The 25,670-nt window shown below is 69.6% G+C and carries 28 protein-coding genes and 3 pseudogenes; 20 read left to right on the top strand and 11 right to left on the bottom strand.

Annotated features, from left to right (window positions below; all coding sequences use genetic code 11):
- The first annotated feature begins 96 nt into the window (after positions 1 to 96).
- Positions 97 to 834 (top strand): flavodoxin family protein, encoded by a 738-nt coding sequence (locus ABD858_RS34275; protein WP_425586123.1) that lies wholly within the window; start codon positions 97 to 99, stop codon positions 832 to 834.
- A gap of 83 nt (positions 835 to 917) precedes the next feature.
- Here ABD858_RS34275 and ABD858_RS34270 read toward each other — a convergent pair whose 3' ends face one another.
- A complete protein-coding gene (locus ABD858_RS34270; protein ID WP_345033635.1) occupies positions 918 to 1,184 on the bottom strand; it encodes a metal-sensitive transcriptional regulator in 267 nt (88 codons plus the stop codon).
- 109 nt (positions 1,185 to 1,293) lie between these two features.
- Positions 1,294 to 2,679, bottom strand: coding sequence for an MBL fold metallo-hydrolase (locus ABD858_RS34265; RefSeq protein ID WP_345033637.1), 1,386 nt, complete (start codon positions 2,677 to 2,679; stop codon positions 1,294 to 1,296).
- Between the two features lie 154 nt (positions 2,680 to 2,833).
- On the opposite strand from ABD858_RS34265, the gene ABD858_RS34260 reads away from it, so the two are divergent.
- Genes ABD858_RS34260 through ABD858_RS34250 form a run of 3 tightly spaced genes read left to right on the top strand, consistent with a single transcriptional unit; the run spans position 2,834 to position 4,400 of the window.
- Positions 2,834 to 3,034, top strand: a complete 201-nt coding sequence (locus tag ABD858_RS34260; RefSeq protein ID WP_345033640.1) for a hypothetical protein — start codon at positions 2,834 to 2,836, stop codon at positions 3,032 to 3,034.
- The gene (locus ABD858_RS34255; RefSeq protein ID WP_345033641.1) at positions 3,031 to 3,777 is read left to right on the top strand and encodes a sulfite exporter TauE/SafE family protein; all 747 of its coding nucleotides are present in this window, start codon (positions 3,031 to 3,033) and stop codon (positions 3,775 to 3,777) included. The genes ABD858_RS34260 and ABD858_RS34255 overlap by 4 nt, the downstream gene beginning before the upstream one ends.
- Positions 3,778 to 3,827: 50 nt before the next feature.
- On the top strand, positions 3,828 to 4,400 hold the full coding sequence (locus ABD858_RS34250) for a rhodanese-like domain-containing protein (protein WP_345033642.1): 573 nt from the start codon (positions 3,828 to 3,830) through the stop codon (positions 4,398 to 4,400).
- A 235-nt stretch (positions 4,401 to 4,635) separates the two neighbouring features.
- Here ABD858_RS34250 and ABD858_RS34245 read toward each other — a convergent pair whose 3' ends face one another.
- The 3 genes from ABD858_RS34245 to ABD858_RS34235 form a co-directional block, all read right to left on the bottom strand.
- Complete coding sequence (locus ABD858_RS34245; protein WP_345033643.1) at positions 4,636 to 5,472, bottom strand: alpha/beta fold hydrolase; 837 nt, start codon at positions 5,470 to 5,472, stop codon at positions 4,636 to 4,638.
- Between the two features lie 372 nt (positions 5,473 to 5,844).
- Positions 5,845 to 6,057: a hypothetical protein gene (locus ABD858_RS34240; RefSeq protein WP_345033644.1), complete on the bottom strand. Its 213-nt coding sequence runs from the start codon at positions 6,055 to 6,057 to the stop codon at positions 5,845 to 5,847.
- A gap of 5 nt (positions 6,058 to 6,062) precedes the next feature.
- Positions 6,063 to 6,524: a hypothetical protein gene (locus ABD858_RS34235; RefSeq protein ID WP_345033647.1), complete on the bottom strand. Its 462-nt coding sequence runs from the start codon at positions 6,522 to 6,524 to the stop codon at positions 6,063 to 6,065.
- A 182-nt stretch (positions 6,525 to 6,706) separates the two neighbouring features.
- Here ABD858_RS34235 and ABD858_RS34230 point away from each other — a divergent pair, with 182 nt between their 5' ends.
- Complete coding sequence (locus ABD858_RS34230; protein WP_345033649.1) at positions 6,707 to 6,925, top strand: hypothetical protein; 219 nt, start codon at positions 6,707 to 6,709, stop codon at positions 6,923 to 6,925.
- A gap of 28 nt (positions 6,926 to 6,953) precedes the next feature.
- Here the strand turns inward: ABD858_RS34230 and ABD858_RS34225 are convergent, their stop codons facing one another.
- Entirely contained in the window at positions 6,954 to 7,724 is a 771-nt protein-coding gene (locus ABD858_RS34225) for an arylamine N-acetyltransferase family protein (RefSeq protein ID WP_345033651.1), read from the bottom strand.
- Between the two features lie 137 nt (positions 7,725 to 7,861).
- Here ABD858_RS34225 and ABD858_RS34220 point away from each other — a divergent pair, with 137 nt between their 5' ends.
- The 3 genes from ABD858_RS34220 (at position 7,862) to ABD858_RS34210 (ending at position 9,566) form a co-directional block, all read left to right on the top strand.
- Positions 7,862 to 8,038 carry a hypothetical protein gene (locus ABD858_RS34220; protein ID WP_345033653.1) on the top strand — a complete coding sequence of 59 codons (177 nt, stop codon included), beginning with the start codon at positions 7,862 to 7,864 and terminating at the stop codon, positions 8,036 to 8,038.
- A gap of 386 nt (positions 8,039 to 8,424) precedes the next feature.
- Positions 8,425 to 8,661, top strand: a complete 237-nt coding sequence (locus ABD858_RS34215) for a hypothetical protein (RefSeq protein ID WP_345033655.1) — start codon at positions 8,425 to 8,427, stop codon at positions 8,659 to 8,661.
- On the top strand, positions 8,658 to 9,566 hold the full coding sequence (locus tag ABD858_RS34210) for a serine/threonine-protein kinase (RefSeq protein ID WP_345033657.1): 909 nt from the start codon (positions 8,658 to 8,660) through the stop codon (positions 9,564 to 9,566). The genes ABD858_RS34215 and ABD858_RS34210 overlap by 4 nt, the downstream gene beginning before the upstream one ends.
- Before the next feature lie 178 nt (positions 9,567 to 9,744).
- Here the strand turns inward: ABD858_RS34210 and ABD858_RS34205 are convergent, their stop codons facing one another.
- Positions 9,745 to 10,068 carry a molybdopterin-dependent oxidoreductase gene (locus tag ABD858_RS34205; RefSeq protein ID WP_425586124.1) on the bottom strand — a complete coding sequence of 108 codons (324 nt, stop codon included), beginning with the start codon at positions 10,066 to 10,068 and terminating at the stop codon, positions 9,745 to 9,747.
- A gap of 215 nt (positions 10,069 to 10,283) precedes the next feature.
- Here ABD858_RS34205 and ABD858_RS34200 point away from each other — a divergent pair, with 215 nt between their 5' ends.
- Positions 10,284 to 10,526 carry a chaplin gene (locus ABD858_RS34200; protein WP_345033660.1) on the top strand — a complete coding sequence of 81 codons (243 nt, stop codon included), beginning with the start codon at positions 10,284 to 10,286 and terminating at the stop codon, positions 10,524 to 10,526.
- Between the two features lie 205 nt (positions 10,527 to 10,731).
- Positions 10,732 to 10,989, top strand: a pseudogene (locus ABD858_RS37040) (SpoIIE family protein phosphatase); the annotation flags it as partial.
- A gap of 392 nt (positions 10,990 to 11,381) precedes the next feature.
- Here ABD858_RS37040 and ABD858_RS34195 read toward each other — a convergent pair.
- The gene (locus ABD858_RS34195; RefSeq protein ID WP_345033661.1) at positions 11,382 to 12,284 is read right to left on the bottom strand and encodes a LysR family transcriptional regulator; all 903 of its coding nucleotides are present in this window, start codon (positions 12,282 to 12,284) and stop codon (positions 11,382 to 11,384) included.
- Positions 12,285 to 12,512: 228 nt separating this feature from the next.
- On the opposite strand from ABD858_RS34195, the gene ABD858_RS34190 reads away from it, so the two are divergent.
- On the top strand, positions 12,513 to 14,597 hold the full coding sequence (locus ABD858_RS34190) for a SpoIIE family protein phosphatase (protein ID WP_345033662.1): 2,085 nt from the start codon (positions 12,513 to 12,515) through the stop codon (positions 14,595 to 14,597).
- Here ABD858_RS34190 and ABD858_RS34185 read toward each other — a convergent pair.
- Positions 14,572 to 15,234, bottom strand: a complete 663-nt coding sequence (locus ABD858_RS34185; RefSeq protein WP_345033663.1) for a phosphoribosyltransferase — start codon at positions 15,232 to 15,234, stop codon at positions 14,572 to 14,574. The two genes, ABD858_RS34190 and ABD858_RS34185, sit on opposite strands and share 26 nt — an antisense overlap.
- An 83-nt stretch (positions 15,235 to 15,317) precedes the next feature.
- Between ABD858_RS34185 and ABD858_RS34180 the strand changes: the two genes are divergently transcribed.
- Positions 15,318 to 15,851: a GNAT family N-acetyltransferase gene (locus ABD858_RS34180; RefSeq protein WP_345033664.1), complete on the top strand. Its 534-nt coding sequence runs from the start codon at positions 15,318 to 15,320 to the stop codon at positions 15,849 to 15,851.
- A 27-nt stretch (positions 15,852 to 15,878) separates the two neighbouring features.
- Here the strand turns inward: ABD858_RS34180 and ABD858_RS34175 are convergent, their stop codons facing one another.
- Positions 15,879 to 17,591 (bottom strand): hydrogenase maturation protein, encoded by a 1,713-nt coding sequence (locus ABD858_RS34175; protein ID WP_345033666.1) that lies wholly within the window; start codon positions 17,589 to 17,591, stop codon positions 15,879 to 15,881.
- A 557-nt stretch (positions 17,592 to 18,148) separates the two neighbouring features.
- Between ABD858_RS34175 and ABD858_RS34170 the strand changes: the two are divergent.
- Both ABD858_RS34170 and ABD858_RS34165 read left to right on the top strand, forming a co-directional pair.
- Positions 18,149 to 18,298 (top strand): annotated as a pseudogene (locus tag ABD858_RS34170) (CGNR zinc finger domain-containing protein); the annotation flags it as partial.
- 42 nt (positions 18,299 to 18,340) lie between these two features.
- Positions 18,341 to 18,541: a DUF5988 family protein gene (locus ABD858_RS34165; protein WP_345033668.1), complete on the top strand. Its 201-nt coding sequence runs from the start codon at positions 18,341 to 18,343 to the stop codon at positions 18,539 to 18,541.
- A 143-nt stretch (positions 18,542 to 18,684) separates the two neighbouring features.
- Here the strand turns inward: ABD858_RS34165 and ABD858_RS34160 are convergent, their stop codons facing one another.
- Positions 18,685 to 20,907 (bottom strand): family 2 encapsulin nanocompartment cargo protein terpene cyclase, encoded by a 2,223-nt coding sequence (locus tag ABD858_RS34160; RefSeq protein WP_345033669.1) that lies wholly within the window; start codon positions 20,905 to 20,907, stop codon positions 18,685 to 18,687.
- Between the two features lie 247 nt (positions 20,908 to 21,154).
- On the opposite strand from ABD858_RS34160, the pseudogene ABD858_RS34155 reads away from it, so the two are divergent.
- The 6 genes and pseudogenes from ABD858_RS34155 to ABD858_RS34130 form a co-directional block, all read left to right on the top strand.
- Positions 21,155 to 21,520: pseudogene (locus ABD858_RS34155) on the top strand (transposase); the annotation flags it as partial.
- An 891-nt stretch (positions 21,521 to 22,411) separates the two neighbouring features.
- Complete coding sequence (locus ABD858_RS34150; RefSeq protein ID WP_345033670.1) at positions 22,412 to 23,542, top strand: type III polyketide synthase; 1,131 nt, start codon at positions 22,412 to 22,414, stop codon at positions 23,540 to 23,542.
- 2 nt (positions 23,543 to 23,544) lie between these two features.
- Entirely contained in the window at positions 23,545 to 23,961 is a 417-nt protein-coding gene (locus ABD858_RS37035; protein ID WP_425586125.1) for a hypothetical protein, read from the top strand.
- 12 nt (positions 23,962 to 23,973) lie between these two features.
- Positions 23,974 to 24,504 carry a cupin domain-containing protein gene (locus ABD858_RS34140; protein WP_345033671.1) on the top strand — a complete coding sequence of 177 codons (531 nt, stop codon included), beginning with the start codon at positions 23,974 to 23,976 and terminating at the stop codon, positions 24,502 to 24,504.
- A gap of 82 nt (positions 24,505 to 24,586) precedes the next feature.
- A complete protein-coding gene (locus tag ABD858_RS34135; protein WP_345033672.1) occupies positions 24,587 to 24,856 on the top strand; it encodes a DUF1876 domain-containing protein in 270 nt (89 codons plus the stop codon).
- A gap of 170 nt (positions 24,857 to 25,026) precedes the next feature.
- On the top strand, positions 25,027 to 25,251 hold the full coding sequence (locus ABD858_RS34130) for a SpoIIE family protein phosphatase (protein ID WP_345033673.1): 225 nt from the start codon (positions 25,027 to 25,029) through the stop codon (positions 25,249 to 25,251).
- The last annotated feature ends 419 nt before the right edge of the window (positions 25,252 to 25,670 follow it).

Here is a 25,670-nt window from a genome sequence, read left to right as displayed (position 1 = left end):
CGGATGTGCTGGTGTGGCAGAAGGCGCGGCCGGATCGCACGATGGACCCGTTGCGCCGCCGTGGACCGAACGGTGGCAGGGCTCCAGGAGGACCGTGTGACCGCTTCGGCTCCCGCCACCGGCTCACCGCCCGCCCGGTACGACGACCTGCGCGCCATGGTGATCAACTGCACTCTCAAGCGGTCCCCGGAGCAGAGCAACACCCAGGGACTCGTCGACCGCAGCACCGCCATCATGAACGCACAAGGCGTCCACGTGGACGTCGTGCGGGCCGTGGACCACGACATCGCCACCGGCGTCTGGCCGGACATGACGGAACACGGCTGGCAGACCGACGCCTGGCCGACGCTGTACGAGCAGGTGATGGCCGCAGACATCCTCGTGCTGGCCGGACCCATCTGGCTGGGCGACAACAGCTCCGTGATGAAGCAGGTCATCGAACGTCTCTACGCCTGCTCCAGCCTTCTCAACAAGGCGGGCCAGTACGCCTATTACGGCCGGGTCGGCGGCTGCCTGATCACCGGCAACGAGGACGGCGTCAAGCACTGCGCGATGAACGTCCTCTACAGCCTTCAGCACCTCGGCTACACCATCCCTCCCCAAGCCGACGCCGGATGGATCGGCGAGGCCGGCCCCGGCCCCTCCTACCTCGACCCCGGCTCCGGCGGCCCCGAGAACGACTTCACCAACCGCAACACCACCTTCATGACCTGGAACCTGCTGCACCTGGCCCGAGCGCTCAAGGACCTCGGCGGCATTCCCGCCTACGGCAATCAGCGCACCGCCTGGGACGCCGGTTGCCGCCGCGACTACGAGAACCCCGAGCACCGATAGACCAACGGTGGCCGCCCGTGGCACAGCGGAAACAGGTGATGGCCCGCCCGGTCGGGGCGGGCCATCAGTGTCCCCTGCGATGGTCAGGCCAGGGCGAGGAAGAGCTTTTCCAGTTCCGCTTCGGTCATCGGTGGGGCATCGCCGTCCGCGTCGGCCAGGCACTGGCGCATGCCGCTTGCCACGATCTTGAAGCCGGCCCGGTCGAGTGCACGTGAGACTGCAGCGAGCTGTGTGACCACGTCCTTGCAGTCCCGTCCGGCCTCGATCATGGCGATCACTCCGGCCAGCTGGCCCTGGGCGCGCCGTAGCCGGTTGAGTACGACTCCGATCGCTTCCTCGTCGACCACCATGGGGGCACCTCCTCGTTTTCCGTCTCAGGCTCATGATACCCAAGGGGGTATACCACGGGTTGGGCGTCGCCGTCGGCTGCCTCCTCGGCGGCTTTCCGAGGTGTGACCGTTATGCCTGTTCGCGCTGGTGGGCGGTGTGCCAGGCGTTGTATCCGCCGAGAAGATCGGAAGTGGCGGAGTAGCCGTGGTGACGCAGGAGACTCGCGGCGATGGAGGAGCGGTGGCCGCCGGCGCAGTGGACGACGAGGGCGCGGTCGGCCGGTACTTCCGCAAGGCGGTAAGGCAGTTCGGGCAGGGAGATGTGCAGGGAGCCGGGGATGTGGCCCTGGTCGCGTTCGGCGCCTGCGCGCACGTCGATCACGAGCGGCGGGTGTTCCGTCGCGAGGGTGTGCCGGAGGTCGGCGACGGTCCGGCGGGGGGCAGGGGTGACCTGGTCGGCGGCCGCGCGGAAGGTGTCCTCGGGCTCGGGGAGGTATCCGGCCGTGCGATCGAAGCCGATGCGGGCAAGGCGGGTGACCGTCTCTGCTTCGCGTCCCTCGGGTGCGATGACGAGGACTTCCCGGTCGGGGGCCAGCACGGTGCCGGCCTGTTCGGCGAACCGTCCGTCGGCGGGGATGTTGAGTGACCCTCGCAGGTGGCCGGCGGCGAACTCGTGCGGGTCGCGCGCGTCGACGACGACAGCTCCGGCGGCCCGGCGCGCGAGGAACTCCTCGCGGGTGAGGGCCCGGGCGGCGTCGGCCGGGTCGAACAGTGCGTGCATCTTGCGGTTGAGGTCGGCGTCGTAGCTGAAGTAACCGGGCGCCGCGGACTGGCCTTCGGTGACGAGGGCGACGAACTCCTCTTCGCCCATCGGGGCGCAGGCGTAGTTGGTGGCGCGCTGTTCACCGATGGTGGAGTGGCGTTCGGTGGACAGGTTCTTGCCGCAGGCGGACCCGGCCCCGTGGGCGGGGAAGACGCGCACCTCGTCCGGCAGGGCCATCAGCTTGTTGTGCACGCTGTCGTAGAGCATGCGGCCGAGTTCGTCGGCGCTGACGCCGACGGATGCCAGCAGGTCGGGGCGGCCGACGTCGCCGATGAAGAGGGCGTCGCCGGTCAGCACGCCGTACGGGACCGTGTCGTCGGCGTGCTCGCGGACCAGGACACCGATCGACTCCGGCGTGTGGCCGGGTGTCTCCGTGATCTCCAGGGTGACTTCGCCCAGGCTGATCCGTTCACCCTCGGCGAGGTGGCGGACCGGGTACTCGGTGCGGGCGTGCCGGCCGTAGCCGATCCAGGCGCCGGTGCGGGCGGCGAGTTCCAGGTGGCCGGCGAGGAAGTCGGCGTGGAAGTGGGTGTTGATGACTCCCTCGATGGTGAAGCCGCGGGCCTGTGCGTCGGCCAGGTACTCGTCGACGTCCCGGCGCGGGTCGACGACCACCGCTCGGCCGGTGGACTCGTCGGCGATCAGGTAGGAGGCCTGGGAAAGGCAGTCGAGGTAGTGCTGAGCGAAGTACACGGGGGCTCCTTGTTGTGAGGGCGGCTGATGCGGCCCACGCTCGAAAAAATACCCAGGGGGGTATATGCTCACTCTCGAAGATACCCCATGGGGTATTGGATGTCCGGTCGTCGGCATCCGACCCCCTCCCACGCAACCGCCCGGAGACCCACCGATGGCCATGCCACACGGCCGTATGCGCCCAGCCGAGACCATCCCTGCCGACACCCGCGCTCGCGCCGCTGCGGGCGAGACGTTGCTCCTCGACGTACGAGAGGTACGAGACGAGGCTCAGCAGTCACTCCCCCTGCGCGGCATTCCGGCCGGGGCGCCGCAGGGACTGCCGGTGCACAGCGGGAACGGCCCGGCCATATGACTGCCGTGATCCTCGCGCTGATCGCCGGGGCCGTCGTCGGCCTCGCGCTCGGCGGCCTGGGCGGGGGCGGCGGCATCCTGGCCGTACCCGCTCTGATCTACCTGCTCGGCTTCACCCCTGCCGCCGCCGGCTCGGCGAGCCTGCTGATCGTGGCCGCGACCTCCCTCACCGGGCTGCTCGCCCACGCTCGCAGCGGCCGGGTCCAGTGGCGCACCGGGTTGCTGTTCGCCGCGGCCGGCCTGCCCACTGCAGCCGCCTTCGGCGCACTGTCCCCGCATGTCCCCGGGACCCTGCTCACCATGGCGTTCGCCGTTCTTGCGGGCCTGGCCGCCTGGCGCATGCTCGCGCCCCGGCGGGCCACGACCCCAGACCGGAAGGCCGGCGTGATCAAGACCGCAGGCATCGGCGCATGCCTCGGGGGAGTGACAGGGCTCCTCGGCGTCGGAGGCGGATTCCTCGCCGTGCCCGCCCTGATCTCGATCCTCGCCCTGACGATGGCGGAGGCCGTCGGCACCAGCCTGCTGGTGATCAGCATCAACTCGGTGGCCGCCCTCATTCCGCGCCTCGGCAGCGACATGGGCATCGACTGGGCTGTGGTCGGCCCGTTCACCGGGGCCGCGATCCTCGGCGCCTTCGACGGCAAGCGTTTGGCCCACAAGCTTTCGGGCCCCGTCCTCCAGCGCACTTTCGTCTTCGCGCTCCTCGGCGTGGCCGCCTTCATGGCCCTCGACGTCATCGTCTAGCCGAGCCGCCGCACCCCTCACACACCCTGATGAGAAAGAGAGAATCCCTGATGACCGCCTCCCTGACCGTCGAGCAGCTCCACACCCGGATGGAGCGCGTGACCGTGATCGATGTCCGCTCCCCCGGCGAGTACGCCGCCGGCCACATTCCCGGCGCACACAACATCCCCCTCGACCAGCTGCAGCGCGCCCTGCCCACGCTGCGCGCAGCCGTCGCCGCCGGCAGCACCTTCGCCGTCGTCTGCGCTTCCGGCGCCCGCTCGGCGTCCGCATGCGGCCAGCTCGCAACGGCCGGAATTCCCGCGTCCACCCTCGTCGGCGGCACCACAGCCTGGGCCCAGGCCGGTTTCGGCATCGACCGACCCGCCGGTGGTGCACGGGCCGTATGGGCCATGGACCGCCAGGTCCGCCTCGCCGCGGGCACGCTGGTGCTGCTCGGACTGCTGGCAGATCTCCTCGTTCCCGGCGCCCGCTGGTTCTCCGCGGCCATCGGCGCGGGCCTCGTCTTCTCCGCCCTCACCAACACATGCGCCATGGGCATGCTGATCAGCCGGCTCCCCCACAACCGCCCCCGCACCGGGGCGCGCGACCTGACGGAGACCCTCTCCGCGATCGCCCCCTGAGCCGCACCCCACCACCCATGCGGCATGTGGATGCCCCGGCCTGGGCAGGACGCGGCCGGGGCGTCCCCCTTCCTTGAGCCCGCAGATCCTGTCGGCGCCCTCTCCGCGGCAGCGCGACACAGGCTCGAGCGCCGGCCGAACCGCCGGCTGGGCCGCGCGTTGTTCCAAGGTGATTCGACATGACCTGACTGGGAGTCAGGCGACTGGGCCAAGCAAGGTCAATGTCGATGAGTTCTCACCCCAGGAACTCCGCGATGGTCGCCACGAAGCCGTCAGCGTCGTCGAGCCACGGGAAGTGTCCGGCTCCGGGCCGAATGACGAGCCTGGCGTTCGGAAACAGCTCGGTGAACTCGGCCATAGCGCGAGGAGGGGCTCCCAGGTCCGTCTCCCCGGCCAGCAGTAGCACCGGCGGTGCGAACCGGGCGAGCGCGGTGCGGGTGGCGTCCGGGTCGAAGGCGCCTTCGGCGCCGAAGGCAGCCACGACCTCGATGTTCTTCCGCTCTTCGTCAGCAGCGTGATGGGCCTGAGCCGCCTCGTCCCAACGGCCGTAGGAAAACGGCGCGATGGCCCGCCAACTGTCGGCGGTGGCCTTGCCCGCCAGGATCGCCTCCAAGGCCGCGTACGCCTCCGGAAACCACGGCTCGTCCCGGCGGAGCTGCGCGGTCTCGCGCCGGAGGTCTCCTGTGATCGTGGCGTCGACGGCCCTGACACTCGGCGTGATCAGTGCGAGCTTGCTGACATGTTCCGGATGGCGGCCCACGTACAGCGCGGCCAGGTTCGCGCCGGCGCAATGCGCCAGCAGGTCCATCCGATCCAGGCCGAGGTGCTCGCGCAGGGCCTCCACGTCATCAACGAGTCGGTCGCAGCGGTAGGAGGCAGCGTCCTCCGGTGCAGCGGACTGGCCGGTGCCCCGGAGATCCAGCCTGATCAGCTGCCGGTGCGCGGAAAGGCCGCCGAGGTCGCCGAGGTATGCGGAGTCCGTCGGCCCCCCTGGCAGGCAGACCAGCGGCCGGCCCTCTCCGAACACGTGGTAGGCGAGCTTGGTTCCGTCATGCGCGGAGAAGGTAGGCATGGCCGAGACCCTGTCAGCGGCCTTCGGACAGAGCAACTGGGTTTTGCCTCCGCCGAGACGTACGCATAGTCGTCGCACCGACCCGATCCGAAGGGACACGCGTTGTGCCACACATCAGGAGCACGGCCGAGACCCGTATCGCCTGCCAGACCCAGGGCGACGGCACCCCACTGGTCCTTCTGGCGGGCCAGGCGAGCACCCACCACTGGTGGGATCACATCTGTGGCCAGGCCAGAGCCCGCCGCCAGGCAGGCCCTGCTCGAAATGATGTACTCCCCGGCCTGGTTGGCAACCCACTCCGGCCCCTACAACACGCTCGCTGACCCCGCCGTGCCGGCCTACGCCCAGAGCCGGCACCCTGCCCGCCGGCAATCAGCACGACGCGTGGAATGTACTGCCCGACATCTGCGTACCCACGCTGGTAGTGCACGGCGACACCTCCTCGATCCCGCGGCGAACGCCGCCCTGCTCACAGACCGTATCCGGGGTGCCCGGCTGCGGCTGAGCCCTGGCGCGCGGCACGCCTGCTTCGAGGAATTCCGTGTCACCGCCGGTTCCCTCGTCCTGGGCTTCCTCGAAGAGCACGGCCGCTACACCAGCTCCTCGTAGAGGTTGATCTCGACGGGCTTGCGTCGGTGGAGCGGCTCCAGGCGATCGCTCAGCATCTCGGCCCATTGGCCGAGGTCGTCGCCGGTGTCGTGGAAGAACCAGGAGTTGAAGGTTCCGAGAGCGCGAAGGACACTGTCGGGCGCGTAGAGAAGTTCGCATTGGACTTGTACGTGGTGGTCGTGCTCGCCACCGTCATCGGAGACGGCGAACTGCCGGGTGAGGCCCAGGGTGAACATCGGCGGCCCGTCGAAGGAGTACGTGCCGTACTGGAGGAGCAGCCCGTCGGCTTCGGGGATGGGTGGCGTGTCGAAACGTCGGCGTCCGAAACTCAGGAAGGCCGGCCAGGCCTCCCAGGTGGTCAGGCCGATGATCGAGCATTGACCGCTCTGCAGCTCGTCCCGCAGGGAGGCAAGGGCTTCTTCCAGAGGTGGTTGGCGGGGCATACGTTTCTCCTCGAGCTCCGGGCGTGGCGGGCGCGGTCCGGTGGCTCGGACTCCGTCCCCTTCCGCTGGTCCACGAAGCCCGCCGCGAGCATACGCGGCGGCCCGAAGGTGTCCGCCGGGATACTGCCGGAGCCCCGTGTCGCCGATGTGCACCGGTCGCGCCGCCGGCACACGCTGGAAGCATGACCGACGCAGCACGGACACCGATCGTCGTCCTCGGAGTCACACCGGGCGATCGGCCCTTCCGCCTGGTCCAGATCAACGGGATCACGGTGGGGGCCGCCCACGACTTGCTGGACGTGATCAAGATGGCGCATAGGGAAGGACTGCAGAACATCGACCTCGACGATCCGGCGTGGGTGAGATGGGTCGGCGGCGGCAAGTACAAATGGAATCCCTGACGGAGTCACCGCGAGGGACGTCGGTCTCTCATGCGGTACGAACCTCCGGCACCCGGGCCAGTACCAGATCGAAGTGCTCCCGGTAGGTGGCGAGGACTTCGGCGTCGGTTTCCAGGTGCTGTTCCTGGCGTACGCCGGCCACCGTGGTGATCAGTGTGCGTCCGCTCAGCGTCACCCGGCCGCGGGGGGTCAGCCGGGAGCAGACCAGGGACCGGGTGAAGTGCGAGGCGGGCGACGTACGGTGCCACCAGGCTCCGGACTCGAAGTCCGCCAGCTCTCGCGTCCGTGTCTCAAGCCGGTACTGCGGCTTGCCGTCTCTGAGTACCTCGAGGTCCCCGCCCTCGGTTTCGACGACCTGGAACATGCCGGCCGGGTCACGCTGCTCGCCCCGCCCGTCGAGGGCCAACGGGTGATGGCTGTGGTCGCCGAACCCGACGTCGACGAGCCACGACCGGGCCGAATCGGCCGTACGGACGCGCAGCGCCAGATGGTCGTAGGGAATGCCGGGCCGGCCGTCCCGTCCGGACGCCCGCGCCTGGAGCAGCTCCACCCGGAATCCGACGGCCCGCAGCAGCGCGGCGAACGCCCCGTTGAGTTCGTAACAGAAGCCCCCGCGCCCTCTGTCCACGACTTTCTCGACCAGCAATGTCTCATCGAGCACGATGTCCTCGCCGAGGTGGATGGACAGGTTCTCGAAGGGCACGCTCATCAAGTGGCACAGCTGCAGCTCACGCAGGACGTCCGCGGTGGGCCGTTCGGGCCGGGTGGCGCCGATGCGGCGGAGGTAGGCGTCGATCATGAGATCACTCTTCTCCCCTTCTCTGCCCGCCCGCCACCACCTTGTCATGGACACTGGGCGAGAAATTTTCCGGGAACGCCATCCACCGGCCGTTCTGGGACGTATCCCGACTGAAAGTATTTTCAGGAAGGAAGCTCATGGCGATCTTTAGTTATCTCATTCCCGCGAACCATCGTGACTGGGGCTGGGACTCGTCGGAAGAGCGTTTCTTCGACGAGGACCATCACGACCATGACCACCATGACCATGGCCGTCATGACCACCATGACCACCATGACCATGACCATGGCCGTCACGACCACCACGGTTACTAGTGGCGACCGCACCGGATGGTGGGGCGGACCCGGAGCCCGGAGCTCCTGGTCCGCTCCGGCCGCAACTCGTGAGGAACGGGTGCCATGGCGCATGTCTCATGGCATGTTCTGCGGCGCCTGCTGTCGGTGGCCGACGACCCGATGCCGTTGTCGCCGCCGCACCGCCAGTCGCCCCGCGTGAGGTGTTCCGACGGTTCTGGCCCTGCACACGGGGTGGCCGGCGCCGGCTCGTTCCGGTACTCGGCTTCTGCATGGTCGGGCCCGTCGTCGACGCGGCCGAGATCTGGCTGTTCGATGGTGGACGATGTGCTTGTCCGCGCCGGCGCCTCGCGATCGCCCGCGCGATGCCCAGTCGGGGGCCTGGACGCCCAGCCGGGCGACGGATCATGGAATCGCTGCGCCGGCGAATAGCCGGGCGCACCACCATCGTGGTCTCCCACAATCTGTTCACCGCCCGCGACGCCACCTGCATCGTGGTGCTGGACCACGGCCGAATCGTCAAGCGCGGCACGCACGAAGAGCTGTTCCGGCGCGGTGGGACCCACCCGGATCCACCGGCTGAGCGCAGCGACCGGCCACGCTCTCGCCGGTACCCCCGCCCCTGGGGGAAGGTGCTCTCATGAGCCGTACCACCGCACGACCGTCTCCGCCGCTGGCGCCCGGAACGAAACCCGGGCCCGGCTACGAGGTCCTGGCCCATCTGGCCCGGACCGGCTGGCTCGACATCTACGACGCATGGAGCGAGGAGCGCGACTGCCGATGCGTGGTGAAGGTCGTACGCCCCGACCGCCACCACGAGGAGCAGTTGCGCGAACGGCTGTTGAGGGAGGGCCACTGGCTCCGGACCTTCACCCATCCGCACCTGGTCCGCGCGTACGAGACCTTCGAGACGCCCGAACCGCTCGTCGTCCTGGAATCCCTGACCGGCGAAACGGTGGCCCACCTCATTCACCGGTTGCCGCGCCGCCCGGCCGCCACAGACATAGCCGTCCTCGGCGTGCATCTCTGCTCGGCGATCCACTACCTGCACGGCCAAGGCCTGCTGCACCTGGACCTCAAGCCGTCCAACGTCGTGGTCGACTGCCGACACGCCAAAGTGCTCGACCTCAGCGTCGCCCGGGCGCCCGGCGGCGCCCCTCCGGGCATCGGCACCCACTGCTACCTGGCCCCGGAGCAGGCGCGCGGCGGTCGGCTGACGGCCGCCGCCGACGTGTGGGGCGTCGGCGTCACGCTGTACGAGGTAGCCTCCGGCGACGTGCCGTTCCACAGCGGCGACACCATGGACGAGGGCGAGGCCATGGACGGGACCGGCGACCCGGACGGCCGGGACGACTGGTATCCGCAGCTCGAGGAGCCTGCCCCGCCGATCGGGTCCCGTCGGCGCCTGCCGCACGGTCTCGCCGCAGCCATCGACAGCTGCCTCCGTCCTGATCCGGCCGCCCGGCCCACCGTTCCCGAACTCGCCGCAGCCCTCGATGCAACGCTGCCCCTGCAGCGGCGTCAGGTTTCGCCGTCCACGGATGGCTGACACCTACCCAGCGGCAGAGCGCCCCTGGGCTCGGCGGGAGCCCTGGGCACCCCCGACGGAGTCCTGGCGGGACGGCAGCCATTGGATCGCGACCATGGCGGCGTCGTCGCCCAGGAAATGGCACCCCAGTCCACTAGGCCGTTCCGACGGCACCCGTCAGCCAGGGCCGGCTCACCTGTCAGGGGGTGAGCCGGGCTCGGCCGTTGCCCGCGCATTCCATCGTGACGCGGTGGATGGCGGCCGGGAGGGACCACAGCGTGGGCAGGTCGAGTGTCAGCGGGGTGCGGACCCGGCCGTGCACAGCCGGGCGCCACTCGTCGGCGGCGGGAATGTCGTAGTGGGTCAGGACGTAGTGCAGTCCGGGCGGGGTGAGGTCGTCGCGCAGGGCCTCCAGCGGGAGGGCATGGTTACGGGCCGCCAGGGCGAGCTCTTCCGGGCTGATACCCTCACCGGGTTCCGCGAGGCTCCCGGGAGTGCTGAAATCAGCGATGCGTCCGGCCATGAGCCCATGGTGCGCCGTTCCACGGACTCCGGCACGGCGGTTCGGACGGCCCGGTCCCCGACTCCCTGTCGCCGAAGGGCCCATCACATGGTCGTTTGTCCGCCACCCGGGTGGTCTCGCCCCGGATCAAGGGCCAGTCGGCCGAAGACGCGGTAACTCTCCGGAAGTCGCTGCCGCGAACGGTCGCGGCGGCATTCCGAAGGAGCAAAACGGTGATGAAGCTGAAGAAGGCCGCTGTCGTGCTGATTGCCGCCGGGGGCCTCATTGCCTTCGGCAGTGGTGTCGCGTCCGCGCAGGACGATCCGTACGCGGTGGGCATCACGGGGCCGTCGTCGGGCATCCTCACGGGGAACAACGTCCTGGTGCCGATCGGCCTGGACCTGAATGCCTGCGGCAACAGTATTAACGTCATCGGGCTGCTGAACCCGGCGTGGGGCAGCACCTGCTCGAACGGCTGAGCCGCGAGCGGCCGGGCCGTGGGCCCGCGGCCCGGCCGCCACTGTGCTGGTCCAGGATGCGCGTCGGCCAAGCCGAGGCGCGTCCTGACTGTGTGACCTGCCTGGCGGCGTGAGGGCCGCACCCTCATGGAGTGCGGTGCCGCTGGGTGGGGCCGGAGGCACAGGTGCGGGTCGACGGCAACGCCCGGGGTCCGGCGAGCTCGAGCTGGTGCGCCGAGGCCACGGCCGGGACGGCCACGGCACTCGGCGGATATTCCGGTGTCCTCTTTCTGTGCTCCGGAAGTCCCGGTCTGCTGAGGATGGCCGTCGTCGCCGGGCTGCCGTGCGCGCTTCTCGGTGCGTGGTGGGGCATGCATGTGAACCGCCCGTTCCCGGTGTCCGAGGCGTACCGGTCGGGGCGAGGCATCCACCTGGCGGACGCCGAGGAGACCATGCGCCGGTTCCGCAGCTCATGGCGGGCCTCTACGGTGTCGTCGCCGCTGCCACCGTGGGTCAACTCCGCAGTGCGGTGCGCGCCTTCGCCGTCTCCGGCAGGAGCCGAAGGAGGTGATGAGCGGCACCAACCGGCTGCTCATCGACCTCGATCCCGGGCAGTTCGCCGGCTGTTGCCATGTCCGGCTCGATCCGGCGGCCGGACGGCCGTACCGAGGTACTGGACCTGGCTGCCGGGCATCGATGCCGAGACACGTACCCGGTCACCGAACTGAGCGGCTCGCCGTGTCTTCGCGGACGCCACAGCTTCCTCCCCGGCCGGTATCGCCGACCGGCTGATCCAGGGCAGGCGCGGCAGGCCACGGACCGCGCCGACGACATCGCGCCGCTGTTCACCGCCCGCCGGGCCGGACAACCTGCGGATCAACCTGCCCGGTTCGCGGCCACCGCCCTGAGCGAGTCGAGCACCAGGGCGGTGGCGGGTATGCGCAGATGCTCACGCAACACGTAGGCCGAGACCTTGCGGAGGGTGAGCGGCTCGACGACCCGGCCGGTCACCTTGCTGTGGCACAGGAACGACAGCACCAGCGCCGGCATCATGGCGATGCCCACGCCGGCCGCGACCAGGCTCTGCACCACCAGGTTGTCATCGGTGCTGAACGCGATGTCGGGGGTGAAGCCCCGCTCCGCGCAGGCATGAAGGAAGTTGGCCCGGCACCGGGGGCAGCCGACGATCCACCGCTCGTGCGTCAGGTCGGCCAGCTGCACCGCCCGCCGTCTGGCCAGCGGGTGCCCAGTGGGCAGCAGCACCGTCAGCCGGTCCTCCAGCAGGGGGATCTCGGCCAGTTCCTCCGGGACGTCGACATGCAGACCGGGGTAGCTGAACGCCAGCGTGATGTCGGCCTCACCACGGGGAAGCAGGCCCAGGGACTCGGGGGGTTCGCCCTCCAGCAGGTCCACTCTGATCCCCGGGTGGTCCGCCGCCAGCCGGGCCATCGCATCGGGAATGACGGTGGCGGCCGCACTCGGGAAGGCGCACACCCGCACCCGTCCCGCGCGCAGCCTGGCTATCGCGTCGATCTGCTGCCGCGCGGCCGAGAGGCTGTCCAGGATCGCCCCGGCATGCCGGGTCAGCGCCTCACCGGCCTCGGTGAGCCTGATTCCGCGCCCGACCCTGGTGAAGAGTGGCGTGCCGGCGTCCCGTTCGAGGGCCTTCATCTGCTGGCTGACCGCCGGCTGTGTGTATCCGAGTGAGCGAGCCGCCGCGGAATACGACCCGGTCTTGACCACTTCGTGGAAGGTCTTCAACTGCCGGGAATCGAACACGACAAGAATGATAGGCGGACCGGGGCGAGCCCAGGATGGAGAGGTGTGTGCTCGTTCCGCCGGTGGTGACGGCCGGGGGACGCCGGGCACCGAGCGGGAGCGGCGACGCGCACCATGAAACATCCGCTGGTTCCCCGTGGCCCCGGTGGGGCTGCGGGGGCAGTGGATGTCGAGAGACTATGGACACGGCGAGCGAGCGCCGCAACGGCACGGAAGGGAGTGCCGCAGATGGCTGGCACGGATGCGTTCCGGGCCGATCTCGGCCCGGCCGGTTACGTGGAGGCGGGTCCGTCGCCACCGGGCGGGCTCTTGGACACGCTGTGTGTCGCCGCCGTCGTCTTCGACGCGGACGGGCGGATCGTGCTGTGGAGCCCGCAGGCCGAGGAACTGCTGGGATACACGGCCGAGGAGGCGCTCGGCCGGTTCGCGGCGCACCTGCTCGTGGCCGAGGAGCACGTCGATCTCGTGCTCCAGCTGTTCGCCCGGGTGATGGCCGGGGGCGAGAGCTGGACGGGGGTCTTCCCTGTCCGGCACAAGCAGGGGGGCACACGTCTGTTGGAGTTCCGCAACATGCGGCTGCTGGACGACCGCGGCCACCCCTACGCGCTGGGGCTCGCCACGGATCAGGCCGCGGTGCGGAAGGTCGAACGGGACCTGGCGCTGTCGGTGCAGCTGGTGGAGCAGTCCCCTATCGGGCTGGCGGTGATGGACTCCGATCTGCGGTACGTATCGGTCAACGCGGCACTGGAACGGATCACCGGCCTGCCCGCGGAGAAGTATCTGGGCAGACGTGTACGGGAAACGCTGCCCTTCCTGGACGCCGACGGCGTCGAGGCCTCGATGCGCCACGTCCTGGCGACCGGGATTCCGCTGCTGGACCACTACACCGTCGGACGGATACCGAAGGATCCGGACACCGAACACGCCTGGTCGGTGTCCCTCTACCGGCTCGAGGACGTCAGCGGCCGGATTCTGGGGGTGGCCGCCTCGGTGGTGGATGTCACCGACCGGGACCGCTCGGCCACCGAGGCGGAACGGGCCCGGCACCGGCTCGCCGTGGTCGCCGACGCCTCCGTGCGTATCGGCACCACGCTGGACCTGGAGCGGACCGCGCGTGAGCTGGCCGACATCGCCGTGCCCGAGCTGGCCGACGTGGCGGCGGTCGATGTCCTGGACTCCATCCTGGAGGGGCGCCGCTCCTCGTCCTCCGCCACTGGAGAGGCGCTGTTCCGCGCTCTCGCGGTCACCGCCGCCTATCGCACCGTGGCCGTGGAAGCCGCCGATCCACCCGGTGAACTGGCGCGCTATGACGCCGACCGGCTGGTCACCCAGTGCGTCAGCACCGGCCGGCCCGTCATGCTGCCCACCTTCGCCGAGGGCGATCTGTCCCGTATTGCCCGCGACCCCGGCGCCGCCGAGCTTCTGGCGCGGGCGGGGGTCCACTCGTACCTGGCGGTGCCGCTGATCGCCCGCGGCGAGGTACTGGGAGCGCTCGATCTGAAGCGGGCCCGCAATCCGCTGCCGTTCACCGAGGACGACAACCTGCTGGCCAGTGAGCTGGCTGCCCGAGCCGCGGTGTGCATCGACAACGCCCGCCTGTACCAGCAGCAGCGCAATACCGCGCTCGCGCTCCAGCGCAGCCTGCTGCCCCAGCGTCCGCCGCACCTGGTCGGTCTGGAAGTCGCCTCCCGCTACCAGCCCGCCGGCAGCGTGAGCGAGATCGGTGGCGACTGGTTCGACATCATCCCCCTCGCGGAGGACAGGACAGCCCTGGTCGTGGGCGACGTGATGGGCAGTGGCATCAACGCCGCCGCGGCCATGGGGCGGCTGCGCACCGCGACCCAGACCCTGGCCGACTTGAACCTCGACCCCGCTCATGTGCTGCAGCACCTCGACAAGATCACCAGTGAGCTGGAGTCATACATCGCGACCTGTCTCTACGCTCTGTACGACCCTCGCGACTCACGGTGCCACATCTCCTGCGCCGGCCATCTGCCGCCGGCACTGGTACGGCCCGGCCGTACGCCCACGCTGCTCGACCTGCCCACGGGCGCTCCGCTGGGCGTCGGCAGCGTCCCCTTCCGCACCACGACGATCGAGCTCGGCCTCGGGGACGAACTCGTCCTCTACACCGACGGCCTGGTCGAAACCCGCGACCAGGACATCGACACCCGGCTGCGGGTCTTGCTCGCACTCCTCGATGTGCCGCACCGCACTCTCGAGGACACCTGCGAGCGGCTTCTGCACAATCTGCGGCACCCCGGCGACCATGACGATGTCGCCCTGCTCATCGCCCGTGTCGTCCCCCACTGAATTCGTCGAGGAGTCGGAGCACGTCCCGGTCGGAGAGCTGCTCGAAGTCCGCGTACCACTGCCCCACCGCATGGAAGTAGGGCGGCTGGTACAGGCAGACGACGACGTCGGCCTCCGACTGCAGCCTGTCGACGGCACGGCGGCTGCCCACCGGCACAGCCAGGACCAGCCGCGCCGGGTGCTGCCGGCGCAGATGACGCAGGGCGGCACGGGCGGTGATGCCCGTGGCGAGTCCGTCGTCGATCAGGACGACCGTGCGGTCGCGCAGGTCCGCGGCCGGGTGACCGCCGCGGTAGAGGTCCTCGCGCCGCCGCAGTTCGGTGCGCTCTCGCACCACGTCGACCGACAGCCGCTCCTCTGTGAGACCGAGCGCCGTCAGGGCGTCCTGGTCGAACACGGGCGCGTCGTCGCCGGCCATCGCGCCGATTCCGTACTCCGGTTGCCCCGGGGCGCCGATCTTGCGGGCGACCAGGATGTCGAGGGGTGCGCCCAGGGCCCGTGCGACGGCTGCCGCGACGGGGACGCCGCCCCGGGGCAGTGCGAGCACGATGATGTCGGTGAGGCCGGCCTCGGCCACCCATGCGGTGAGCCTGTCGGCGAGTTCCTGGCCCGCGTGCGCGCGATCCTCGTACTTCATGGCGTCCGTCCCTTCCCTGCCTCGGACATTACGCCCGGAAAATGAAGAGGCTCGCTGAGCAGCGGGTCGGTTACGGTGCCCGCATGGTGCGCGTTCGAGAGATGACAGAAGCCGACATCGAAGCCGTCTCCGCCGTACGGGTGAGGGGCTGGCAGTTCGCGTACGCGGGCATCGTCCCGCAGACGTATCTGGACGGCATGACCATCGAGGACGACGCCCGGGCGCGCAGGGCGCGGTTCACGGACTCGCACGAACGGGTACTGAACCTGGTGGCCGTCGACGGCGACGAAGGCGTCGTCGGCTGGGCCGCCCTGGGGCCCTACCGGGGCAATTCCGCGGAGCCGGATGCGGGCGAGCTGTACGCGATCTACCTCCGCCCGGATGTGATCGGCAGCGGCGCCGGTCGCACCCTGATCGAGGCCGTGCACGCGGAAGCCGTCAGCCGCCGGTTTCGCACGCTGCTGCTGTGGGTGCTGCGCGACAATGCGCGGGCCCGCCGCTTCTATGCGTCAGCGGGCTACGCGCCGGACGGCACCGTTCGAGGTGACCGGTACGAAGACGTGGAACTGCCCGCCCTGCGCTACCGGGTGAGCCTCGGTCAGGACGACCCGATCTGATCCAGCAGCGTGCCGGCGATCGTCGCGTCATCGTGGGGCGGTCGGCGAGGACGGCGCGGGAGGCACACTGGGCCCGGCGGCGGGCTGTTTGCGGATGAAGGCCGAACGCAGCCGGTGGTAGGGCTCGCCGGCCTCGTAGAAGTTGCGGCGCATCCGGGCCAGTTCGTCCGCCCGGTACCAGGCCAGCGGTTTGATCTCCTCCTGTGCCGCGCGCCGGCTCCGCTTGTCCCTCAGCCGCGCGGGCAGCCCGGGCAAGTCCGCGGCGGCCGCCGCGAGCTGCGCCACCTGTGCCTCGAACGCGCCGGGCGCCGCCGGTACGACCCTGTCGACCAGGCCCAGGTGACGGGCGTGGACCGCGCTCAGCGGCCGGGCTTCCTCGGTCAGGCGGCGGGCCTCGGCGGCGCCGACGCGCCGGGGCAGGGTGTACGTCCAGTACTCGGAGCCGTAGAGACCCATCCGTCGGTAATGGGGATTGAGTACGGCTCCCCGCCGGCACCACACCTCGTCGGCGGCGAGCGCGAGCATCACTCCGCCCGCTGCCGCGTTGCCGCCCACCGCGGCGACGGTGAGCCGGTCGGTGGTGTCCAGCACCGCCTGGACGAGGTCGTCCATGGCGTTGATGTTCTCCCAGGATTCCCGGGCGGGATCGGACGACGCCTCGATGACACCGAGATGGATACCGTTGGAGAAGAAGTCCCGGGCGCCGCCGAGGACGAGCACGTCGGTCGGACGCGAGACGGCGTGGTGGTAGGCGGCGAGCAGTCGCCTGCACTGTGCGGTGGACATGGCCCCGGCCGGGAAGGAGAAGCGCAGGAAGCCGACCCGGCCGCGCTCGCGGTAGCGGATGTCGGTCCAGGTCCTGCGGCCCTCGGGGAGGTCGAGGGGCGCCGGTATCCGCGGCAGCAGCCGGGCCCGGTCGCCGAGCGCGAGTGTGGCGGGCATCTTGAATGTCGCCGGACCGCCGGGGGTACGGCGCGGCCGCATCTGGGTGATCCACACCGCGCCGTCGACGGTGGCGCGGCACACGGCTCCGCCACGGCGCGCGACGATCCGGCCGGGACTGCCGCACAACTGGTCCTCGGTGTGGCCGCCGTAGAGGAAGTACTCACGGTTCCCCCACTCGTCGAGCACCCCGGGGAAGGAGTCCGCGGCACGCAATTTGCGGACGACGGTCTGCGTGGTGTCGCTGGTCCAGTCGATGCGCCTGCGGTCCTGGGTGAAGTACGGGCGGGGCTTCCCGAGGACATCGGGGCGGGCGTAGTCGAGCGGTTCGGGGACATACGTTCCGGAGGCGTACCGTGCCACGGCCAGATGCACCGCCTCGAGCGCGGCATCTGCGACCTCGTTGCGGTACAGATCGCTCTTGGCGGCCTCGGGGAGCTCGCAGGGCACCGACGCCCAGATGTCTCCGGCGTCCATCTCCTCCACGGCTTGGAGGACGGTGACGCCCCATCGGCGTTCTCCGCTGTCGATGGCCCAGTCCAGCGAGGACGGCCCCCGGTCCCCCATGGGGCCCGGATGGACGACGAGGCACAGCCGCTCGGCCCAGAGCTGTTTGGGTATCGCGGTCTTGAGCATCGGGGCCAGGACCAGATGAGGGTCCAACCGTCGTGCGGCGGCACACAATTCCTCGTCGGACACGGCCAGTTGGACGTGGACGCCATGCCCTTGGTCGCCGAGTTCCGCCTCGACGCGCTGGGTCAGACTGTTGTACGCGCTCGCAATTACCATGATCCGCATACGGCCCTCCGGCTGTCTGATGGTCGGACGTATGCCGCGGCGGCACCCCCGCCGGGCCCGATCCACTCCCCGGTGCGGCTTGTTTCTAGCGTCTTGGAGACTCGCGGTCCGGAAATTGCCGGTTCTGCGGATTTCCGGGCTCGGTTTTGGATATAGGCGAGCTGCCGCGGCTCTTGCCGCGAGTTCGGGGCCGCGCCCGACAGGTTCGGACTCCCAGGACCAGGTCAAGGTCCTGCCACGCCCTCGGGCCGGCATGCGCGGGCTGGGCTGCCGCATCCGTTCAGCACGCGACGGACGGACCGGGACAACACCAGTTGAAGCAGCGCTGCAAGCGCCTGGAGCGCGGCGATCGCCAGCAGCAAAAGCGACGGGACCAGGAGGCCGCGACGCCGGTGAGAGCCGCCCCGCAGGCGGCGGCCGAGATCTTCGGTCCCGCCCCGACGGTGAGGACCCGGGTTTGCCTGCCCAGAGGTGCGTGGTCGGCCCCGATGCGGAGCGTGGCGGTGAGCAGGGGCCCGTCGCACAGGCCCGCGGCGGTGAACAGCACCGCGGCACGTATCCCCTGGGGCGAGTGCGCCGCATCCGGTTGCTCCGCCCTCTATCTGGGCACCGGCCCCGGGGCGGCTCGTCGTTACTGCTCCGCCGCCTGCGCGTCGCGTACCCGGGTCGCGGCCCACCGAGGCCGCAGGAGAGCCCCCAACGGGTGAGCCCGGTTTCGCTCCCGCACGATGCGGTCAATGATGGGGACCATGAGCGCAAAGGCCGTACTCGAAGGCGGGCCGGACGACCTGCCCGAGCGCATTGTTCCGATCACCCCGCCGGGCAACGAGCTGAAGGTGCCGTTCAGGGGCGGATACGAGCACTTCAAGGCCACCCCCCGGCACGAGGACACGTCTGAGGGGCGGCTGCCGGTGTACGAATGGTGGGAGCGCACCGAGATCGCCGAGTAGTCCGGTACGAGCGCCCGGCACCCCCGGGCGCGTGCCGTGCACCGCTCCGTGACGATCACACCGACGCCCCGGCCGGCGGCTGACCGGGAGACGCAGGTCCGCGTCACCCGGTCGATTCAGCACGCGCCGGGGAACCGCGCCCGCTACGGAAGGACCCTCTTCATGATCCTGGCGGCGGACGTGCCCAGGCCGACAGGGCCGGCCAGGAGACGCTGGGCACCTGGGACGTTGCGCAGGAGATCCGACTCCGCGTAGCGCCGGGTGTTCTGATGCCAGGTCAGAATCCCGGCCAGCCAGTTCTCGAGTTCCTTCACATACCCGTCGAGGATCCGACGGGACTCGGCGTCGAGATCACGGTCGTCGTACAGCACGGGCAGCTCGTTCGCGACGATGTGCTGGAACTCCCGCATACGGGAGTTCATGAGGTCGTGGACGATCGCGAGGGCTGTCGGGTAGTCGCAGTCGAAGAAGTTCTGCACGACGAGGACGCTGTTGTGCACCTCGCCCTCGAACTCGATCTCCTTCTGGTAGGAGAAGACGTCGTTCAGCATGCAGGCGTAGTCGGCGGCGGAGTTCTCCAGGGAGCGCATCGGCCCGCTCTCGTGGACCTCCGGAGGGATCTTCCGGCCGTGCGAGAGGCGTGACAGCGCCATCGTCAGGTCGGAGCCGAAGGTCTGGCGGCGCATTTCGATGTAGTCGACCGGGTCGGGGATGCGGTTCTGCGCCTGGTTGGCCGCTTCCCACAGCCAGCTGCCGAGCATGTCGTCGACGGCGGCCCGGAAGGTGCGACGGGCGTCGGGATCCATGGGCGCCGCGGTACGTACCCACAGATCGGCCAGGCCCCGTTCCAGTGCGGTCACCGGCGTCGGCGTCTCGTCGGAATCGACCGGCATGAAAAGGGAGAGGCGGTCGTTGCAGGCCTTCGCGGCAGCCGTGTCGCGAGTGGCGCCGAAGACGGCCGGGTAGTAGTCATCCGCGTAGGTTCCCCAGGTCAACCACTGCGTGGCCAGGTCGAGGGCCTCGGGTGTGGCGTCCGGATGGAGGCCCGCGGCGCACAGCGCGAAGTCGAAGCCGGCGAGTTTGCGCTCGTCCCAGATGCGCGAGCCCGGGTCGCCGGGCTGTGGCGCCAGGAGCCCCATGCTGTGCGCCCATGCGACCATGTTGTCCCGTGCCGCGGCCAGGTGGGGACTGAGCGTGGTGGTGAAGGGCATGAGGAAGTCGGGGAGTTGCGAGGGGCCGACCCGCTGGAAGGGGACATGGCCGAGGCTGCGGAGCCTGGCGGCCGCGGGGCGTCCGAGGAATGACCCGATGTCCAGCGCGGAGGTGCCCGGCCCGGTCGGCAAATGGGGCAGGATGCGGCGTTCCCGGGACAGCGCGCCCTTGTTCATGTAACGGCTGGAGCGCATGTGCCACTCATGACCGCCGGACTGCCAGTCCTGGAGTCCCTTGACATATGCCGCGACGTCCGCGCACTCCTGCGGGTCCAGGCCGTGTTCGGCGCAGAGCGGCCCCAGTTCGGCGAGTGCGGTGTTCTCGAACTGCTGCAGCCGCGAGGTCAGCAGATCGTTCGCGGCGGCCGCGGCCTCCTGGGTGGTACAGCCCAGGAAGGTCTCCAGGACCAGTACGGCGTTGGAGAGTTCACCTTCCTCTTCGATCTCCCGCTGGTACGAGAAAAGGTCGTTGCGCACATGCACACCGTCGGAGAAGGTGTCCTTGAGCACGCGCAGCGGCCGCGATCCGGCGATCACCGCGGGGACCTCGGCGCCCGCCGCGTACTCGACGAGCCCCGCCGACCAGGGCGCCCCACCTACCTTGCGGCGCATTTCGATGTACTCGACGGGGTTGGGGATGCGGTGCGCGTGGATGTTGGAGAGTTCCCACAGGGACTCGTTGAGGAGATTTCTGGTGCTCTCGGCGAACCGGGCGCGCCAGTCCGTCGACATGTCGGGGACGGTACGCAGCCACAGGTCGGCGAGACCCGCCTCGACGGGGTTGGTGGGCTTCGGGATGCCTTCGCTCAGGTCCATCGGCATGAAGGCCGGGAGCCGGTCCAGATAGGCCTTCGCGCCCTCCCGGTCCTGGCTCCGTTTGAAGACTTCCAGGAAGTGGTCGTCGAAGAAGAAGACCCACACATACCAGTCGGTCACCAACGACAGCCGCTCGGCAGACGTGTCGGGGTGCGTGTAGGCGCACAGAAGGGCGTAGTCATGGGAGTCGAGGTCGCGCTCCTCCCAGACGCCTGAGCCCTCCAGCATGCCGAAGTCGCGCGCCCATTCCTTGGTGTGAGCGCGCGCCTCCTCCACGTGCGGATTCAGTCGTGCCGGGTACGGCATGTAGAAATCGGGCAGTTCAAAGGGCTGTGTCACGGCTCTCGGCTACCCGTGCCGGAGACCGGTTACCCGCTTCGCGTATTTTTCATATGAACGCGAGGATTACAGGCATTCCCTGCGCGAGTATGCCGAAACCGTCCCGGCCGAGCATGGCCGCGGCCGTGCTGGTGGCGGCCTTCAGGGCGCGCAGCGGGTGGTCCCGATGGCCACCATGCCCGTGAACTCGCGCCAGGCTGTGCGGAAAGGTTGCTGCAGTCGGTACCGAAGACGACCTGCACATCCGAAATCGATCCGCGCCGCCCGCCCCGACGGCGCCCCGGTCTACATCATTCTGGACAACCTCTCCGCCCACACCGGAGCGGACATCCGCCGCTGGGCGAAGAAGAACAAGGTCGAACTGTGTTTCACCCCGACCTACGCCTCCTGGGCCAACCCGATCGAGGCGCGCATCGGCCCGCTGCGGCAGTTCACCCTGGCCAACTCCCACCACCGCAGTCATCCCGCGCAGCCCCAGGCACTGCACCGCTACCTGCGCTGTCGAAACGCCAACGCTCGCCCCCCCGACGTGCTCGCCGCCCAACGCAAGGAACGCCCCCGCATCCGCAGCGAGAAGGGCATCCGCTGGGGCGGACGCCCTCTTGCAGCCTGACTGACCCGACCCTGTGTGGTCACTTGATTTCACCGTAACCGCTCAGCTGTTTGGACCTACTGCCGCGCGGTCTACCTGCTGCGACTCCATCGCCCTCCCCGGCACCAAGACGGCAAGGGTGCTGCGCGCTTCATGCCGCAGCGTGCGGCGTCGAGCAAAGGTCGCAGTCAGAGCGAGGAGAGAGACCGTGCCCCCGTAGAACACAGCAGCAATCGTGGAGAGGAGCCCGATCGTCATCGGGCACGCACCTTTCTTCCCCCGTTCGGCCCGCCCGGCTCACAGCCCGGGGCGGGTGTTGATGCGTTTCCTCCCTACCATACGTGTGCCGTCAACTCCCCCTGCGTTCGGACTCATCCCTGTCCGGGAGCCACCCATTGCTACGGCCGCGTGCCGATTCCCGCTGTCCGCTGTGCTACCTGTGCCGCAGCCTGGTCAACCCGGCGAACCTTCACGGTCACGGCTCGTCGGATGGTCTACCGAAGCCGTCCGTGGCCGCGAACTTGATCCAATCCGCGCTGCCCGCGATGTCCCTGCGCACGATCGTACGGATCACGTCCCGCCCCCGGCGTAGGCCCCCACCGCGAATGACGGGCTCGCGGCCTGCGCTGTGCGCCAGGCCGCGGACATCCTCACGGGTGCGTGTGGGGCGATGCCTTCCCGGCGGCCGAAGGAGACGACGCCCGACACGCCGGATACCCCCCCGAATGGAGGATCTGGCGACCACCGCGCCCGCGCCCCCCGAGGCAGGCCGGAAGCCCTGTGCCGCCTGAACGGGGAGGGACTCACGGGGTACCGGGGGCCTCCGCCCGACGGTCATCCGGTTGCGGGGCGTACACAGGCGGCCGAGGGTGGTCCCGCAGTCACGCCGAATACGACAAGAAGGGGTACAGCATGGCGATTCTGTGCCAGCCCGCCGTCTCTGTCCCGGACCACGTGATCACCATGGAGGAGACGCTCGCCCTGGCGCGCTCAATGCACGCGGACCACCCACAACTTCCGCTTGCCCTGCGCCTCATCGGGAACACCGGAGTGCAGAAGCGTCACATTGTACAGCCGATCGAGGAAACCCTTAAACACCCCGGCTTCGAGGCGCGCAACGCCCTTTACGAGGCTGAGGCCAAGGCACGGGTTCCGTCCGTCGTCGAGCGTGCACTCGACAACGCCGAACTGCGGCCGGCGGACATTGATCTGATCATCTATGTCTCGTGCACGGGTTTCATGATGCCGTCGCTCACCGCGTGGCTGATCAACACGATGGATTTTCCCAGCGACACTCGGCAACTCCCGATAGCCCAGCTCGGCTGTGCCGCCGGTGGTGCGGCGATCAACCGCGCGCACGATTTCTGCAGCGCCTATCCGGAGGCCAACGTCCTCATCGTGGCCTGCGAGTTCTGCTCGCTGTGCTACCAACCCACCGACCTCGGGGTCGGCTCGCTGCTGTCCAACGGCCTCTTCGGGGACGCCGTGGCCGCCGCCGTGGTGTGCGGCCGGGGAGGCACCGGCATGTCGCTGGAGCGCAACGGTTCGTATCTGGTGCCCGACACCGAGGACTGGATCGCCTACAGCGTCCGGGCGACCGGATTCCACTTCCTGCTGGACAAGCGTGTGCCCACCACCATGGAGCCGCTGGCACCGGCCCTGCGTGAGATCTCGGCCCAGCACGGCTGGGATGCGGAGAAGCTCGACTTCTACATCATCCATGCGGGCGGGCCGCGCATCCTCGACGACCTGAGCCGCTTCCTGCATGTGCCGGAGGAGGCGTTCCGGTTCAGCCGTGCCACGCTGACGGAGTACGGAAACATCGCCAGTGCCGTCGTGCTCGACGCGGTGCGCAGGCTCTTCGAGGAGGGCGGACCCGGCGACGACGCCCATGGCATCCTCGCGGGATTCGGTCCAGGCATCACCGCCGAGATGTGCCTGGGAAGCTGGACGTCCTCCCGGCCCAAAGGAGCAAGTCTCCAATCGATGCTGGCCCCGGTCCGCCTTCCCCACCTCTCCGCCACGACCGAGCCCTGGAGCTGAGCATGACCACCGAGACGAGCGCGGGGCTGTGCGCACGCACACCCCCGCCCATCAGGTTGTGGCCCGTCGATGACCTTCCGCGACTGGACTTCGACCCGCTCCTCGCCCAGGTACTGCGCGAGGAACCCGTCGCTCCGATCCAACTGCCCAACGGCGAGGGCCATGCCTGGCTCGTCACCCGGTACGAGGACGTCAAGACGGTCACCAATGACGAGCGCTTCGGCAATCCGCACCTTTCCCTCGGTCATGAACCGCACTACTGCGTGGGCCCGATGCCGGCCCGCCTCGAGTGCACTGTCACCGTCTCCACCCTGCTGGAGCGGCTCCCGGGTCTGAGGCCGGCGGTCCCCGTCGAGGAGGTCCGCCGGCGCCGCGGAGCACTCATCCGCGGCCCCGAGACACTGCCCGTCACCTGGTGACAGGAGCGTCCGATGACTCTGTTCACCCCTGCCCAGGGGCTGATCGTCCCGCCCGGCCAGGGAAGCACCATCCACACCGCCGCGCAGCAGGTGACCTTCAAGGTCACCGGAGAGCACTCACGTGTGTCCTCCAGTTTCGAAGTCGTCGTCCCGCCGGGCTTCGACGTGGGCGCGCACCGGCACACCCGCAGCGAGGAACTCTTCTACATCCTCGACGGCGAACTCGAGGTGCTGGCCTTCGAACCCCGGGTGCGTACAGCCGACTGGAGCGAGTGGACCTCGGCCTCCGGACTGCGGTCGGTACGGGCCACCCGGGGCACGGTCATCGTGGTCCCGCCCGGCTGCCCGCACGCGTTCGCCAATCGCTCCGATGAGCCGGCCACGATGTTCTTCCAGGCATCCCCGCCCTCCGACCACGAGCGGTACTTCGAGGAGCTCCTCTCCATCCTCGGCTCCGACGGACCGCCCGACGACGTGGCCATCGCAGAGCTGCGTGCCCGCTACGACATCGAACAGCTCACTCCGCTGCGTCACGACGCATGATCGCTCCAACCCGGTCCTGCTCCGGCTGGTCGGTACCGCCGACCGGGTGCAGGCTGGAGGGGTAGCGCAGGAGGTGGCCGCCATGCAGACAATCGTTGGATGGCACATCGAAGTCGAGTTCGAAGAGGTCGAGAAGACCACCCGGGCGTCCTGCCTGGTCCGGCTGCAGGACGGTACCGAGCTGAGGGCGCACGGTCATGCGAATCGCCACCCAGACGACCCGGAACAAATGCGGGTCGGCGAGGAGATCGCCGCGGCACGGGCCTTGAACGAGTTGTCCCGGACCCTGCTGAAGAAGGCCGGCGTCGAGATCGAGGAGGTCACACACATCCCGGCGCACATCAGGATGTGACCCTTACTCGGCCGACCGCACTCGGACGTGCACGGCCGGCCGCGCCGCCCTTGGTCATGCGGTGAGCCGGTGACGGCAGACGCTTGCGCGTGAGGGTCGGCGCCGCCCGGGCGTAACAAGGGGTGCACCGTGCCCCATGACCCGGCGCCACCCCCGGATTCGTCACCGAGGTGGCGCTTGATCCCGGCGCCGTACTGGCGCTCTCCACGGATGGCCTCATCGAGTCGCCCGGGACCGGCCTGGACGCGGCCGTGTGCGAGCTGGCGGACCGTCTCGCCGAGCTGGGCGACCGGCCGCTGGAGTCCGTGGCGGACAGCCTTGTCCAGCACGGCGAGCAGACCCATCGGCGCGACGACGACATGGCCCTTATGCTGCTGCGCCCGGCCACCGGGTGAGGCACAATCGCGGCGTCGGCGAAGCTGAATTCCCAGGGGGCGCAGTGGGCTTGGGCACGGTGGCGATCACCGGAGCGGCGGCGCGCATCGGAACCGTCGTACGCCGGGCACTACGAGGGGAGGCCGAGCGGCTCGTTCTGCTGAACCGCGAGCCGCTGGGGCCGGTCGCGGCGAACGAGGTGGCACACACCGCCGATCTGCGTGACGCGGGGCCGATGCCATCGTCCACCTGGGCGGGCTCCCGGACGAGGCGCCGCTGCCGGAGCTCCTCGAAGCGTGGGCCCTTCTGCGGTGTCGCACCGTTCCCGCGCCGCGGCGCGGTGCCCTCGTCAAGCGGCTCGGCGAACTCCTCACCGTCCACCGGGAGGACACGACGATCGCAGCGACCGGCGGCGGCCGGGAGTCCGGCTCCGACGCCT

The organism is Streptomyces sannanensis (genome assembly GCF_039536205.1).
Lineage (GTDB): Bacteria > Actinomycetota > Actinomycetes > Streptomycetales > Streptomycetaceae > Streptomyces > Streptomyces sannanensis.
Note: the sequence above shows the minus strand (reverse complement) of the source record. Positions and strands in the feature narration are given on the sequence as shown.

Excerpts from the sequence above, each read along its gene's own strand:
- ABD858_RS34270 (WP_345033635.1), bottom strand. The coding sequence starts at position 1,184 with ATGGTGGTCGACGAGGAAGCGATCGGAGTCGTACTCAACCGGCTACGG.
- ABD858_RS34205 (WP_425586124.1), bottom strand. The coding sequence starts at position 10,068 with ATGGCCGGACGCATCGCTGATTTCAGCACTCCCGGGAGCCTCGCGGAA.
- ABD858_RS34150 (WP_345033670.1), top strand. The coding sequence starts at position 22,412 with ATGGCGATTCTGTGCCAGCCCGCCGTCTCTGTCCCGGACCACGTGATC.
- ABD858_RS34250 (WP_345033642.1), top strand. The coding sequence starts at position 3,828 with ATGACCGCCTCCCTGACCGTCGAGCAGCTCCACACCCGGATGGAGCGC.
- ABD858_RS34175 (WP_345033666.1), bottom strand. The coding sequence starts at position 17,591 with ATGCGGATCATGGTAATTGCGAGCGCGTACAACAGTCTGACCCAGCGC.
- ABD858_RS34210 (WP_345033657.1), top strand. The coding sequence starts at position 8,658 with ATGAGCCGTACCACCGCACGACCGTCTCCGCCGCTGGCGCCCGGAACG.
- ABD858_RS34230 (WP_345033649.1), top strand. The coding sequence starts at position 6,707 with ATGACCGACGCAGCACGGACACCGATCGTCGTCCTCGGAGTCACACCG.
- ABD858_RS34225 (WP_345033651.1), bottom strand. The coding sequence starts at position 7,724 with ATGATCGACGCCTACCTCCGCCGCATCGGCGCCACCCGGCCCGAACGG.
- ABD858_RS34235 (WP_345033647.1), bottom strand. The coding sequence starts at position 6,524 with ATGCCCCGCCAACCACCTCTGGAAGAAGCCCTTGCCTCCCTGCGGGAC.
- ABD858_RS34180 (WP_345033664.1), top strand. The coding sequence starts at position 15,318 with ATGGTGCGCGTTCGAGAGATGACAGAAGCCGACATCGAAGCCGTCTCC.
- ABD858_RS34200 (WP_345033660.1), top strand. The coding sequence starts at position 10,284 with ATGAAGCTGAAGAAGGCCGCTGTCGTGCTGATTGCCGCCGGGGGCCTC.
- ABD858_RS34190 (WP_345033662.1), top strand. The coding sequence starts at position 12,513 with ATGGCTGGCACGGATGCGTTCCGGGCCGATCTCGGCCCGGCCGGTTAC.
- ABD858_RS34255 (WP_345033641.1), top strand. The coding sequence starts at position 3,031 with ATGACTGCCGTGATCCTCGCGCTGATCGCCGGGGCCGTCGTCGGCCTC.
- ABD858_RS37035 (WP_425586125.1), top strand. The coding sequence starts at position 23,545 with ATGACCACCGAGACGAGCGCGGGGCTGTGCGCACGCACACCCCCGCCC.
- ABD858_RS34220 (WP_345033653.1), top strand. The coding sequence starts at position 7,862 with ATGGCGATCTTTAGTTATCTCATTCCCGCGAACCATCGTGACTGGGGC.
- ABD858_RS34185 (WP_345033663.1), bottom strand. The coding sequence starts at position 15,234 with ATGAAGTACGAGGATCGCGCGCACGCGGGCCAGGAACTCGCCGACAGG.
- ABD858_RS34215 (WP_345033655.1), top strand. The coding sequence starts at position 8,425 with ATGGAATCGCTGCGCCGGCGAATAGCCGGGCGCACCACCATCGTGGTC.
- ABD858_RS34245 (WP_345033643.1), bottom strand. The coding sequence starts at position 5,472 with ATGCCTACCTTCTCCGCGCATGACGGAACCAAGCTCGCCTACCACGTG.
- ABD858_RS34140 (WP_345033671.1), top strand. The coding sequence starts at position 23,974 with ATGACTCTGTTCACCCCTGCCCAGGGGCTGATCGTCCCGCCCGGCCAG.
- ABD858_RS34165 (WP_345033668.1), top strand. The coding sequence starts at position 18,341 with ATGAGCGCAAAGGCCGTACTCGAAGGCGGGCCGGACGACCTGCCCGAG.
- ABD858_RS34260 (WP_345033640.1), top strand. The coding sequence starts at position 2,834 with ATGGCCATGCCACACGGCCGTATGCGCCCAGCCGAGACCATCCCTGCC.
- ABD858_RS34135 (WP_345033672.1), top strand. The coding sequence starts at position 24,587 with ATGCAGACAATCGTTGGATGGCACATCGAAGTCGAGTTCGAAGAGGTC.